Raw genomic sequence first — 13422 nt, forward strand, 5'->3', positions numbered from 1 at the left:
AACCTCTACCCCCCGTCTAAATTACGACTAGAAAGGATAACCGCATCAGGCCCATGTTCTTCTCGGACCCTAAGAAAAGCCTGACGCATATCCTGAGCAAAGATGCGCTTGATTTTCATACCCCACCTTTTTGGTCGTCGCCGCGGTCAGCTAAGCCTTGTCCTGCCCGACTTGGCCGACAATTCGAATTTGCTTGTCGTCTGGCACCTCGTTATACGAGAGTACGTGCAGGTTTGGCACGCTGTGCCGACTTAACCGATATAACCAGCCCCGTAGCTGCGGTGCCGTCAGCAGTACCGCCGGTTGCCCGGCCATTTCCTGCCGCTGAGCCGTTTCCGCCAAGGATCGCTGGAGACGTTCAGCTAAACCTGGCTCGAAACCGCCAGCGCCTTCAGTCGTGCCCTGCATGGTATCAAGCAATATCTGTTCCAACTGGGGCTCTAGAGTGATCACCGGCAGCTCAGAGCTCATTCCCGTTATGTTCTGTACGATCATGCGGCCCAACGCCTCTCTGACGGAGATCGTCAATTGCGCCGGTTCTCGGGTGCGAGCACCCTGCTCCGCCAAAGTTTCGACGATCGTGCGGGTATCGCGAACCGGAATCCGTTCCGACAACAAGTTCTGGAACACTTTCACGACCACCGATAACGGCAAGGTATTCGGCACCAGCTCTTCTACCAGCTTGGGCTGAGTCTCGGCCAAGACGTCAAGTAGTTTCTGAACTTCCTGGTGCCCGAGCAGCTGATGGGCGTTGGTTTGAATAATCTGACTTAAGTGGGTAGCGACGACCGTACTGGCATCGACTACCGTATACCCCATCGTTTGCGCTTGATCGCGCTGCGACGGCTCGATCCAGTACGCCTCCAGGCCAAACGCCGGATCCTTAGTCGCGAAGCCCGGAATCTTACCGTGCACCTGGCCGGGGTTAATCGCCAACTCGCGATTCGTTTGAATCTCGCTCTCCGCTACCGGCACGCCGTGCACGCTAATACGGTAGGCAGTAGGTGTCAGATCGAGGTTATCTCGGATATGCACCGCTTGGATAAGAAAGCCCAGCTCCTGCGATAGCTTCTTTCGCACCCCTTTAATTCGGGTTAACAACTGGCCGCCCTGATTTCTGTCGACCAAGGGAATCAGCCCGTAACCGACCTCCAAACCGATGACATCCACCGGCGGCACGTCGTCCCAAGTCAGCTCCCGATTCTCGGGCTGAGTATCTTGCGGCGGCGGTTCCGGCGGTCGGTCGGCATCGTCGAAAGCGGCTTGTCGTCTCTTATTGATCAAATACCAAGCGCCCGCCCCGCAGGCGGCGGCAAACAGAAGAAACGGCAGATTCGGCATTCCCGGGATCAGCCCCAGCAACCCCACCACCGAACCGGCCACGATCAGCACACGCGGGTTATCGAACATTTGCTCCATAACCGCGCCGGACATGTCCTGCGATTTCGATACCCGAGTAACGAGAATGGCTGTCGCGGTAGACAAGACGATGCCGGGAATTTGCGCCACCAGACCGTCGCCGATGGTCAGCAAGGTATAATTGCGCGCAGCATCGGTGAACGGCATCCCATGCTGTAAGATACCGATCGCCAAACCGCCGATAATATTGATAAACAAGATCAAAATACCGGCGATCGCGTCGCCTCGGACGAATTTACTGGCACCGTCCATAGAGCCGTAGAAATCGGCCTCCTGCGCCACTTCCGAGCGCCGCTCCCGCGCTTGATCCTGATTAATCAAGCCGGAGTTTAAATCCGCATCGATCGCCATTTGTTTACCCGGCAAGGCATCCAAGGTAAACCGGGCGCTGACTTCCGAGATACGCCCTGCGCCCTTCGTGACCACAACGAAGTTAATGATCACCAAAATGGCAAAAACCACCAAGCCGACGGCATAGTTACCGCCGACGACAAAACCGCCAAAAGACTCGATAACCTTACCGGCCGCACCGGTACCCGTATGACCTTCCAGCAAGACAATACGGGTTGAGGCAATGTTGAGCGCCAAGCGCAGTAGCGTAGCGATCAACAAAACCGTTGGAAAAATGGCAAAGTCCAAAGGACGCAATGCGTAAATGGCGACCATCAAGATGATCAGCGAAAGTACGATATTGAAGGTGAACAGCATATCCAGCGCCAACGGCGCTAGTGGAATCACCATCATCGTCAACAGGGCGACCACCAGGATCGGAGCACCGATGCCCCGCCGGCCAATATCCCGGACCACATTAAGTGCCGCCTGCATCACTGCTCCTCTTCACCCATCTTGGTGTATTTCTCGAATTCGTCCGGCAGTTCCGGATCGGGCCGTACCGGCCGCTGGCCCGGTTGTGCCGGGCTGCGCACCTGATAGATGTAAGCCAGCACCTGGGCAACGGCTACGTACAAGCCGCCCGGAATCTCCTGTTCTAAATCGGTCGTAAAATACAAAGCGCGCGCCAAAGGAGGCGCCTCGAACAACGGCACCTTATGCTCCTCGGCCAGCTCGCGGATCTTCAACGCCAGTTCGCCGGCTCCTTTGGCCAAAACTTTCGGCGCCCGCATATTCATCTGGTCGTACTTCAAAGCCACCGCGTAGTGCGTTGGGTTGGTAATCACAACATCGGCTTCCGGAATGGACTCCATCATGCGCCCACGGGCTATTTGCTGCTGCAACTGGCGAATCTTGCCCTTAACTTCCGGTTTACCGTCAGTCTGTTTGAGTTCGTCCTTAACCTCTTGCTTAGTCATCCGCAGCTTTTTCTTGTGCTCGTAGAGCTGGTACGGCACATCGACCGCCGCCACCAACAACAACGACGCCGACAAAGCAAAGAACGCAATAAAGAACATTTGCGCTCCCAGGGCCAGGCCGCTTTCCAAGCCGACCCCCATCAGCGCTTTAACCTTGCCTTGGAATAACCAGGCCAACAGCAAGGCCACCGTCCCCACCACGGTCACCTTCGCCAAGGCCTTACCGAGCTCGACCAACCCCTTGACGCCGAACATACGCTTGAGGCCTTTGATCGGGCTCATTTTCTCAAGCTTCGGCGCCATCGCCTTGCCGCTAAATGCCCAACCGCCAATAAGCGCCGGTGCGGCCACCGCCACGACAAACACGATTGCCGCGAAGGGAGCGATCAACAACAAGCCCTGCCAAATCAAGCCTCGCAAGATCTCGAACACGAGCATGTTGTTGAAAAGATCGTCGCGGTCGGGCTGAAAGGTGGTCTCCATGATTGTTGCCAACCCGTTGCCGATATAGCCGGCAAACACCATCATGCCGAACGCGGACGCCATCATAACCATGGCCGTGTTCAACTCGCGCGAGCGCGGAACCTGCCCCTTCTCCTTCGCATCGCGAAGGCGTTTAGGGGTAGGTTCTTCTGTTTTCTCCTGACCGTCTTGGTTCTCTTCGGCCATCCGTACGGCTCTGGCTTAAACAAACATGTCGTTGGCCGGGTATTGCAAATCCAGTGCCAGCGGGGAATACGGTATATTATTCAGTGGGTAAGGAGTCTTAAGGGGGCGCCGGACGGCACTGGAGTCAGGTTTTTGACGGCTTAAGGAGATGGCGCTAATGCTGGGTTTAGGTTTCTTGTTGGGTAGATTTGTTTTTGTTGCCGGTGGTTAGTAGTTGTGCGCTTCGCGCGATTTGTTTGGAAGGCGGGGTCCCGCCCCCGCACGGCGGGTTCCTTTTCTTTGGCGACGCAAAGAAAAGGGACTCGCCCAGGAGGGCGAAACAGGCCGTTATGTATCGCTACAGGCAATAGCGACTAAGCGCAGGCCCCAGACACCGCCGTGCAGGGGCGGAACCCCGCCTTCTAAATCAATCGCGCGAAGCGCACCACAAAAACGACACCCACCCAGGCGCAACAACACTACCCCTACCCCGTCCCCAACAACAAACGAACCGCCGCAAAAACCTCACTCCACAACTGCGCCATACGAGGCCCTAACGCCGGCATCGTCAAGGTAAGGATAACGACGAAGCCAAGCAGCATAGTCACCGGCAAGCCCACCGAGAAAATATTCATCTGCGGCGCCGTGCGCGTCATAACCCCCAACGCCAGGTTAGTCAGCAGCAGAACGACCACCGACGGCAAAGCGATCAACACCGCCCCGGCAAACATCTCCGATGCCCAACCGATAACTAACCACATTTCGTCGGCACCGATGCCGGTCGTCCCGACCGGCATCCCAACGAAACTCTCCGCCAATAGCTCGATCAACATAAGATGACCGCCCATGGCCAAAAACAGCAGGGTCGCCACAATCTGGAAGAACTGACTGATGATCGGCATCGTATGGCCGCCTTGCGGATCGACCATGGTCGCGAAACCAAGCCCCATGCTATAGGCAATACTCTCGCCGGCTATGATCGCTGCGGCAAACGCTAGGGCCAACATCAAACCGATACTGAAACCGATCAAGATTTGCTGTACAGCAATTATCATCGCCGTCAGGGAAAGGAAGTCGACCTCCGGCACCGGGCCGACGGCTGGCAGGATCGCGACGCTAAGCGCTAAGCCTAACAGCACACTCACCCGAGCAGGTACCTGAGTATTGGCAAACAAGGGCGCAACGATCAGCATGCCACTGACCCGCAACCACGGCCAAACGAAGCCGCCTAACCAGGCAGAAAGCTCGGCGAAACTTATTTCCATCCGCCCGTCGCTCCGCTACAGGCCGTAATTCACCAGATCCGGAACCCGCGCGTACAAGGTGTGGGTGAAATCGAGTATCACATTCAACATCCACGGCGAGGCGATGAATAACACTACCGCCAGTACACCGAGCTTTGGTACGAAACTTAACGTTTGCTCGTTAATTTGGGTTGCCGCTTGGAACATGCCGATGAGCAAACCGGCTGCTAACGCCGATAAGAGGATAGGAGCAGCCAAGAGCACTACCACGGTTAAAGCTTGCATGCCTAATTCGATCGCAACGTCGGGGGACATGATTCAGCTCCAGCCTAGCTAAAAGAAAAAACTCGCCGCTAGCGTGCCCATAATCAAGGACCAACCGTCAACCAACACAAACAGCATGATCTTGAACGGCAACGAGATAATCATGGGCGATAGCATCAGCATACCCATCGACATCAACGTACTGGCAACGACCAAATCGATGATGAGAAACGGTAAAAAGATAATGAAACCGATCTGAAAAGCGGTCTTCAATTCGCTGGTCATAAAGGCGGGAACCAGAATCGATAACGGTAGCTCTTCAGGCGACGCCACCGAGTCTCGACCCGAAATACGCAGGAAAAGCGCAATATCGTCTTCGCGGGTCTGCGACAGCATGAAGTTTCGAAAAGGCACGCTGGCCGCTACCAACGCCTCGTCAGGCGCGAGCTCTTCGGCCAGATACGGCTGCAGCGCGTTAGTGTTCACCTCCTCGAAAACCGGCATCATGACGAACATCGTCAGAAACAGGGCCAAGCCCAGCAGAATCTGGTTCGACGGCGTGTTGCCGGTACCGATCGCGGTTCGCAAAATCGCCAGCACGATAATAATCCGCGCGAAGGCCGTCATCATCATCAATCCCGCCGGCAACAACGCCAGCAAGGTCATGATCACTAGAATCTGAAAGGTGACGCTATAGGTCTGACCGCCGCCGGTATTGGTAACGGTAAACGCCTCCAGTGCCGGAATCTGCGCGAACGCCCCCGTCGGCACAAGCACCAATAACAAAAAGATCAGCCGCTGCATTTAAGACTTCTCGTTTTGCTGCTGCATTACGCGGCGCAAACGCTCGGCGAAGGAGCCGCCACCGGATGCGCTCCGCGGCTTCTCCGCATCGGCGTCTGTCACAGGCTCATCCAGCACGAGCAAGGTCTGGACCCTTCCCGGCGCAACCCCAATCAACAATTGCTGCTTGCCTACCTGCACCAGGACGACCCGCTCTCGATTACCCACCGGAATGGAGGCCAAGGCCTTGATTTTGCCGCCCGCATAGCCGGAGAACCCGCCAAAGCGACGTAGCGCCCACGACAACCCCAAAATAAAAAGGATGACGAAAAATAAACCGCCGGTCAGACGTATCAACGCCCCCGCGTCGACCGCGCTGGCAGCGGAGGCTTCCGGCTTCGCCCAGGCAGCCCCCATCCAAACGATATTCAGCAACAGCACGGCACCGGCGTAAAACCGCCGCCGACGATCCCTGATTCCCTGCCCCATTCACCCTCTCCTCAGCGCAGTTTTTTCACTCGCTCAGCGGGACTGACAACGTCGGTCAGACGAATACCGAACCGCTCGTTAACCACGACGACTTCGCCATGAGCAACCAAGGTGCCGTTCACCATCACGTCCAACGGCTCGCCCGCCAGTCGATCCAACTCCACTACCGAGCCTTGGTTCAACTGCAAAAGGTTGCGAATGCTGACACGCGTGCGGCCAATTTCCATCGACAAGGTCACGGGGATGTCGAGAATGACATCCAGGTTGATGTCCTCGTCTTCCAAACCCTCGATATCCGGATCACCCGAAAAATCTTGCATTTCGGCGTTCTGTACCGACTCTTCGGGTCCCGCCGTCTGCTCGCCGGTAGCGGAAGTGTCCTCTTGTTCGGCCATGGCTTCCGCCCAGTCTTCGGATGCGGCAGCATCAACCTTGTTGGTATCCTCGTCGCTCATCTTCTCTCGTTCCTCAAGATCGGCAGTGGCAGCGAATCGATGTCCGGCGTTTGCACCGGCTCGATGATTTTGACCGCAGCATTACCGTTCGCAACGCCATACTCGGCCCAGAAGACCGGCACGTCCTCCACCATCAACGGCACGCGCGCCGGCATATCGATAGGCAGAATGTCGCCGGCCTTTAGTTTCAGTACGTCGCGCAGACTGATGGTCACGTCGGTAAGAACGCTGAGGGTTTCGACCTCGGCGGATTTCATCTCTTCCCGTACCGAACGCGCCCAACGCTCGTCCACTTCGTTGCGGTCGCTTTGAAAACCGGTATCGAGCAAGTCCCGTATCGGCTCGATCATCGTGTACGGCAAGGTGATGTGAAAATCCCCTCCACCGCCGTCAAGCTCGACATGGAACCGGCTGACGACAACGACTTCCGACGGACTCACGATATTGGCAAACTGCGGATTCACCTCGGAGTTCAAGTACTCGAACTCAAGCGGCAGCACCGGTGCCCAAGCATCGCGAATATCTTCAAAGGCTTGATCGAGTACCCGGCGGATGATTTGCAGCTCGGTGGCGGTAAACTCGCGGCCTTCGATTTTGGCCATAAAGCGGCCGTCGCCGCCGAAGAAGTTATCCACCGTCACGAACACGAGCTTAGGATCGAGTACAAATAAGCCCGTACCGCGCAAAGGGCTCACCTTCACCATGTTGAGGCTGGTCGGCACGTACAGGGTGTGTACGTACTCGCTGAACTTCATAAGCTCAACGCCGCCGACCGATACTTCCGGCGTCCGCCGTAACATGTTGAAAAGGCCAATACGGAATAAACGCGCAAAACGCTCGTTGATCATCTCTAGCGTGGGCATCCGCCCACGCACGATGCGTTCTTGCGCATTAAAATTGTAGGACCGTACCGGACCGTCAAAGACCTCTTCGTCCTCGCCGGTCCCGACCGAGCCGCTGTCTACGCCATGTAGCAGCGCATCGATCTCGTCCTGACTAAGTATGTCTTGTTGTGCCATACGCTACTGCATCACAAAGCCGGTGAAGTACAGCTCCTCAAGCAGAGCCGGAGCGCCTTTATCCTTAAGCACCTTATTAATCTCGGCCAACGCTTGGTGACGCAACCTGTCCTTACCCTCACGGGTCTGCACTTCGGCATATTCAACAGTGCCGAATAACATCAACAGGTTATTGCGAATCACCGGCGTATGCGCTTGCAAAGCTTCCGCCAGCTCTTCGTTCCGCGTCATGACCTCAACAGTGATCTGCAAGAAGGCTCGACGGCCATTGCGATCGACATTGACCACAAAAGGCGGTTCCAGCGCGATATAGATCGGTGCGCGGGCCGAGTGATCCTCCGCATCTACCGCACGAATCACGGTGTACTCGGGATGCAGCCCGGCGACCGGAACCAGCCCGGTAATCATCAAGCCCAAGGTCCCCGATATACCCAGTAACAAAGCAACCGCCGCGACCAAAGCCGCCAATACCATCGGGACGCCTTTTTTCTCTCTTTGTCCCGCCTCTTCCTTCGCCATCGGAAATTCTCTCCAGTTCGCTGTCAGAATGAGTAGAGCAAAACCTGTGCCAGCGTTCTGTGCCCCATTTGGCCAAACGTCCGCAGCACCTTCATCTATTAGCGGCCGCTGTTTCGGATGCTAGAACAAGGTCACGTATCTCCTTGAATTGTCGAAGGCCGCAACGCGGCCGCCGAAGTAGAACGTGCGCATACCGCTACACCCGAACGCGCAAGCCGCTCTGCATGCTCGCCACAGCCAGCGTCAAAAACTCGACGCAACAATATTGACTTGCATGCGGGCAATCCTCATGAGCAGAGGCCGGGCCCATGCCCGTTAGGTGCGCGCGTCGTTACCAAAAAGAAAAACCGACCTGGTTGCCCAAGTCGGTTCTCGGCAATAGAACATTCCGTTTAAGAAAACGCCTAAGCGTATTGATCCACCAACCCCAGCTGCCGAGGCGGGATATTGGCCTCAACGGCATCGTCCGCCACTTCCTCTTCGTCGGCACCCTTAAGCATGCGAGCGAACAAGCTGTTTTCCGGCGAATTGTCCTGGCCGGCTTGTTGCTGCGATACGCCAACATCAACGCTCGCAAACCCGCCTTCCTCCAGCATGCTACGCAAGCGCGGCATTTCCGCTTCCAAGGCCTCGCGCGCTTGTGCATTGTGCGTTTGGATCTGGATCGTCGTCTTCTCATCCTTGACGGCGATGGCAATTTCCATGGGCCCCAAGCTCGGCGGGTCGAGACGTATACGCGCCTGCTGGATGCCGTTGCGCACCATCCAGGTTAAACGCTCGCCCATCGCCTGCCCCCAACCGGGCTGATTAACCGGCGTCTGCACCGAATACGTCGGGATGCCGGCGACCGTCCGTTGCTGCGTCGTGCTTTGCCTCATGCCGGCCTCAGCCAACAAACCGGCTGCGGTCTCGCCTTCGACCCGCTGCGTAGCATCCGCATTAGCGGTGACGGCACGTAACGCGCCCTCGCCCTGCACCGTGTTCAACCGCGCTTGCAGTTGGTTAAGCAGCGCCGCCTCGGTCAGGCCTTGCGGCCGGGCGCCTAGCATCTCCGGCTTAGGCGCCTCGAACCCGTCGCTCACCCCAGGCGTAGGATTCATCAACTTACCCAGCACCCCGAGATTACCGAGTTCAGCCCACAGACGGTCGCCAAGATTAGTTTGTGGGCCGTTGGCCGCGGGCGTCGGTTTTCCGTCATCGTTCGCCGTACCGCCGCTCAACCCGCTTGCTCGGCCGCCCCCGACCAGCCCCACAACCTCACGGCCTTCTGTCGGCATCGCTGCGTTTTGTAAGCGAGCCAGGACATTCTCCGGAAGCTGGGCCAGCACATTGGGCGGTAACTTAGCAATCAGTTGTTCCCCAAGCTCATCGAGCATGGCAGTAGGAACGGGAGTTCCACCCTGCGACTCCGCTTCGCCGGAGAGCAACGACTGCAACTTTCCTTGACCGCCCGCCAGACCTTCCGCAAGCCCCCCTGCTGAAGCAAGGCCGTCAGCTGCTCTTCGGAAAACCCGGCCTCCTGCAACCCCGACAGAATGTCGAGAAACGTGCCGCCTTCCCCCTCTTCTAGCTGCACCCCATCGAACAACGCCTGTAACGCGTCGAGCTTCAGGTTAAACCCGGCTGAAGAAATCATGGTTCACCCCATGCAATACGCTTCGTTTGGACGAAGCAAAATTCGGGCCATTTTTATTTGGCTATCAATCGGAAAGCGGTCGCGGCCGCCACGGCCGCTCGTCCTGCCGACGCTGCTCGCGCTGTTCGACTTGCTTGACTTCATCGGCCCGCGCCCGGTCGACAAACTTATCGATCGCCCGCGACCGACTTAACACTTCCAGCCACTGACTGCGCGAGCGCTCGACATCGTACTCGCTACGGACGACCGCCTCTTTCTGCTGCACCACCGCCGCATCAATGCGGGCAATAAAGGCGTTGTAATCCTGTAGCCGGAACGGGTCGATGCCGCCCCGCGCGTTCGCCTGTAAGCGCCCTCGATATTCCTGTCGAAACGACTCCAGCTGCGCCAATCGCTGCTGTTGTTCGTCCAGTTGCTGGCGCTGTTGCGAGAATTGCTTCGCAGCACGGTCTGCGTGCTCGTTAGCGAGCCGCTTTACCGGCTCCATTCGCTTCGATCTCGGTTTGGCACCCATGACTACTACCGCTCCGTTATCCCACGTTCACGTCACGCTAGCCGACGTACTTACTGCTGTTCGGTATTCGGCGGAAACAGCAGCCGCATTAACGCTTCTCGACTGCTGGCAAAATCCTGGCTCGCGTCAAAATCTTGCTTCAAGAACTCCATCAGCCGCGGATAAGCGTTGATCGCCGCATCTATCCGTGCGTCTGAGCCGCGCTGGTAAGCACCGACATTGATTAAGTCTTCATTTTGCTGGAATAGAGAATACAGTTGCTTGAAGTGCTGAACGGCCTTGCGTTGATCGGAATCGGTGATATTGAGCATCGCCCGACTCACAGACGCCTCGATATCGATTGCCGGATAATGGCCGGCGTCGGCTAAACGCCGCGACAAAACCAAATGCCCATCGAGGATGGCCCGCGCCGCATCGGCAACCGGATCGTTCTGATCGTCGCCTTCGGCAAGCACTGTGTAGAAGGCAGTAATCGAACCGCCACCGTCTTTACCGTTACCGGCGCGCTCGACCAAATGCGGTAGCTTGGCAAATACGGAGGGGGGATAGCCTTTGGTCGTTGGCGGCTCGCCGATGGCTAAGCCAATCTCACGCTGCGCCTGCGCATAACGAGTGAGGGAATCCATCAACAGCAGGACCTGCAAGCCCTGATCCCGGAAGTATTCGGCAATACTGGTTGCCAGCATGGCGCCGTGTAAACGCATCAACGGGGAGTTATCCGCCGGCGCCGCCACAACGACGGACCGTTGTCGGCCCTCGTCGCCGAGGATGTTTTCGATAAACTCTTTGACTTCGCGACCACGCTCGCCGATTAAACCAACGACAACCACATCGGCTGTGGTATAGCGTGTCATCATGCCAAGCAGCACGCTTTTACCAACGCCCGAACCGGCGAAAAGGCCCATGCGCTGCCCTCGGCCGACCGTGAACAAGGCGTTGATCGCCCGCACGCCGACATCTAACGGCTCCTTGATAGGCGCCCGATCTAGCGGGTTAATCGCACGCCCGACCAGCGGCACCCGATCATCGGCATCAATCGGCCCTCGACCGTCGAGCGGCCGGCCGCTGCCGTCGAGCACGCGCCCCAACAGGGCTGGGCCAACTTTTGCCTCCGAATCGCGCCCTTTAGGTATGACACGTGCATTCGGCGTTAACCCGTGCAGATCGGCTGTGGGCATCAAATAGAGCCGCTCGCCTCCGAAGCCGACAACTTCCGCTTCGACTTCGGAACCATCGTGATTGCGGACCAAGCAACGCGAGCCAACGGGAGCCTCACAGCCGTCTGCTTCCAGGGTTAAACCCACCATACGCCGTAAGGTGCCTTCAACGGTGAGTTCCGGACGCCGCAGTTTGTCGCGACGAACCTTGAGCCGCGTCGCCCAACGCGCCGCGCGCCGCAGCTCTAGCCGGTTCATCGCGCCTCCTCCTCGGCATCTTCGTCGCGATTGCCGCCAAGCAGCTCGCTTGCCAACACGGCAATCCGATGCTCGACAGTGGCATCGATCCGCGTTACCGGCGTTACCACCCGACAACCGCCTCGACTTAACGTCGCGTCTTCGACAAAGCGCCAATTGCGCCCCTCGTCGCTATCGCCGAGAACCTCGCGTAACAACTGCGCATCCTCGGGATGAACATGCACTGTCACATCTCTACTTGCCATCGGCAGCACGCCCAAGGCTTCGCGTACAATCGCCACGACCTCGCCCGGTTGCGTCTGCAGCTCTCGACGAATGATCTGCCGTGCCAGCGCCATCGCCAGCTCAAGCAACTCCTCTTCCACCTCGTCGTCGAGCTGTTCGAGAGGCTCGGCTAAAGTATTGATAATACTACCCAGGTGCTCGGCAAGTTCGGCCTGAATTTTGCGCGCCTCTTTCTCGCCGAGCGCTAACCCGTCCCGATGCCCGGTCTCCCGCCCCTCTTGGTAGCCGCGCGCGTAAGCTTCTTCGTATGCGGCGTTTTGAATATCCTCGATTTCCTGAACCGTCAGCAGCTGGGTACCCGGCTCTAACTCCTCTTCGGGCTCCTCCGGCTCTTCCCGGGCCGGGTAATCGCCGACATCGGGCAGCTCCCAACGGCTGACCTCGCTATCGTCCAGTCCACGGCCCGATATAACCTTGGAGGAAGCCATTAGACGAACTCTTCACCGGTGCCGCTAAGGGCAATTTGCCCCTCGTCGGACATGCGCTTGGCGGTGGCCAAGATTTCTTTCTGCGCCGCTTCGACATCGGTAATCCGAACCGGCCCTTTGCTCGCCAAATCCTCTTTCAGCATCTCGCCGGCACGCCGCGACAGGTTCTTGAACACCTTCTCCTTCATACCTTCGTCGGCACCCTTGAGCGCAAGTACCAGGGTGTTGGTTTCCACTTCCCGCAAGAGGGACTGCATGCTGCGATCGTCGATATCGGTCAGGTCGCTGAACACGAACATCAGATCCTGGATCTGCTCGCCCAGTTCGTTATCGATATCGCGGATCTGGCCCATGATCGAGTTTTCGACACTGGAATCTAAGTGGTTGAGAATATTGGCTGCGGACTGCAATCCGCCGATACTGGAGGATTTCAGACGCTGCTTGCCGGTAAATTGACGCGCCATAATTTCGTCCAATTCCTGCAACGCGGCCGGCTGCACCCCTTCTAACGTCGCTACGCGCATGATGATGTCGTGTCGCGAACGTTCCGGCAGCTCGGCCACCACCTGTGCCGCGTGATCGCTATCCAGGTAAGACAGCACAATGGCAACGATCTGCGGGTGCTCGAGTCGCACCATCTCGGCGATGGTTTTGCCATCCAACCACTTAAGCTGCTCCAGCCCTCGGGTGCTGCCCCCATCATGATCCGATCGAGAATACCGCCGGCTTTCTCTTCGCCCAATGCCTTGACCAGCACCTTCCGGATATAGTCCGTCGCGTCGAGGCCGAGTGTGGTTTGTTGAGAAACCGCGCCGATAAAATCCTGTAGTACCTCGGCGGCTTGCTCGCGGTTGACGTTACGCAGCTGCGTCATCGCCTGACCAAGTTTTTGGACTTCTTTAGGCCCTAAATGACGCATCACGCTAGCGGCTTCGTCTTCACTGATGGACATCATGAAGATCGCGGCCCGCTCCGCGTTGGTCATCAGCTCTCC

The 13422-nt window shown here is 57.5% G+C and carries 14 protein-coding genes and 1 pseudogene; all 15 read right to left on the reverse strand.

What is annotated here, in order from left to right; all coding sequences use genetic code 11:
• Positions 1-150: 150 nt before the first annotated feature.
• The 15 genes and pseudogenes from flhA to fliG all read right to left on the reverse strand — a co-directional run bounded on the left by flhA (position 151) and on the right by fliG (position 13413).
• Positions 151-2244 carry a flagellar biosynthesis protein FlhA gene (gene flhA / locus CAI21_RS11760; protein ID WP_116302459.1) on the reverse strand — a complete coding sequence of 698 codons (2094 nt, stop codon included), beginning with the start codon at positions 2242-2244 and terminating at the stop codon, positions 151-153.
• Positions 2244-3398 carry a flagellar biosynthesis protein FlhB gene (flhB, locus tag CAI21_RS11765; RefSeq protein WP_116302460.1) on the reverse strand — a complete coding sequence of 385 codons (1155 nt, stop codon included), beginning with the start codon at positions 3396-3398 and terminating at the stop codon, positions 2244-2246. Before flhB ends, flhA begins: the two co-directional genes overlap by 1 nt.
• A 464-nt stretch (positions 3399-3862) precedes the next feature.
• Positions 3863-4642, reverse strand: coding sequence for a flagellar biosynthetic protein FliR (gene fliR / locus CAI21_RS11770; protein WP_116302461.1), 780 nt, complete (start codon positions 4640-4642; stop codon positions 3863-3865).
• A 15-nt stretch (positions 4643-4657) separates the two neighbouring features.
• Positions 4658-4936, reverse strand: coding sequence for a flagellar biosynthesis protein FliQ (gene fliQ / locus CAI21_RS11775; RefSeq protein ID WP_116302462.1), 279 nt, complete (start codon positions 4934-4936; stop codon positions 4658-4660).
• 18 nt (positions 4937-4954) lie between these two features.
• Positions 4955-5689, reverse strand: a complete 735-nt coding sequence (gene fliP, locus CAI21_RS11780) for a flagellar type III secretion system pore protein FliP (RefSeq protein WP_116302463.1) — start codon at positions 5687-5689, stop codon at positions 4955-4957.
• Positions 5690-6157: a flagellar biosynthetic protein FliO gene (gene fliO / locus CAI21_RS11785; protein ID WP_116302464.1), complete on the reverse strand. Its 468-nt coding sequence runs from the start codon at positions 6155-6157 to the stop codon at positions 5690-5692.
• A gap of 11 nt (positions 6158-6168) precedes the next feature.
• Complete coding sequence (gene fliN / locus CAI21_RS11790; protein ID WP_116302465.1) at positions 6169-6612, reverse strand: flagellar motor switch protein FliN; 444 nt, start codon at positions 6610-6612, stop codon at positions 6169-6171.
• A complete protein-coding gene (fliM, locus tag CAI21_RS11795; RefSeq protein ID WP_116302466.1) occupies positions 6609-7631 on the reverse strand; it encodes a flagellar motor switch protein FliM in 1023 nt (340 codons plus the stop codon). Before fliM ends, fliN begins: the two co-directional genes overlap by 4 nt.
• A gap of 3 nt (positions 7632-7634) precedes the next feature.
• Positions 7635-8150, reverse strand: a complete 516-nt coding sequence (locus CAI21_RS11800; RefSeq protein ID WP_116302467.1) for a flagellar basal body-associated FliL family protein — start codon at positions 8148-8150, stop codon at positions 7635-7637.
• A 404-nt stretch (positions 8151-8554) separates the two neighbouring features.
• Positions 8555-9526, reverse strand: a complete 972-nt coding sequence (locus CAI21_RS11805; RefSeq protein WP_116302468.1) for a flagellar hook-length control protein FliK — start codon at positions 9524-9526, stop codon at positions 8555-8557.
• The gene (locus tag CAI21_RS11810) at positions 9499-9786 is read right to left on the reverse strand and encodes a hypothetical protein (RefSeq protein WP_116302469.1); all 288 of its coding nucleotides are present in this window, start codon (positions 9784-9786) and stop codon (positions 9499-9501) included. Before CAI21_RS11810 ends, CAI21_RS11805 begins: the two co-directional genes overlap by 28 nt.
• 64 nt (positions 9787-9850) lie before the next feature.
• Entirely contained in the window at positions 9851-10273 is a 423-nt protein-coding gene (gene fliJ / locus CAI21_RS11815) for a flagellar export protein FliJ (RefSeq protein ID WP_181919392.1), read from the reverse strand.
• A gap of 77 nt (positions 10274-10350) precedes the next feature.
• Positions 10351-11715 (reverse strand): flagellar protein export ATPase FliI, encoded by a 1365-nt coding sequence (gene fliI / locus CAI21_RS11820; RefSeq protein ID WP_116302471.1) that lies wholly within the window; start codon positions 11713-11715, stop codon positions 10351-10353.
• Complete coding sequence (locus CAI21_RS11825) at positions 11712-12428, reverse strand: flagellar assembly protein FliH (RefSeq protein ID WP_116302472.1); 717 nt, start codon at positions 12426-12428, stop codon at positions 11712-11714. Before CAI21_RS11825 ends, fliI begins: the two co-directional genes overlap by 4 nt.
• Positions 12428-13413: pseudogene (gene fliG, locus CAI21_RS11830) on the reverse strand (flagellar motor switch protein FliG). Before fliG ends, CAI21_RS11825 begins: the two are co-directional and overlap by 1 nt.
• Between the last annotated feature and the right edge of the window lie 9 nt (positions 13414-13422).

Source organism: Alkalilimnicola ehrlichii (assembly GCF_003399765.1).
In the GTDB taxonomy this organism is placed as follows: domain Bacteria; phylum Pseudomonadota; class Gammaproteobacteria; order Nitrococcales; family AK92; genus AK92.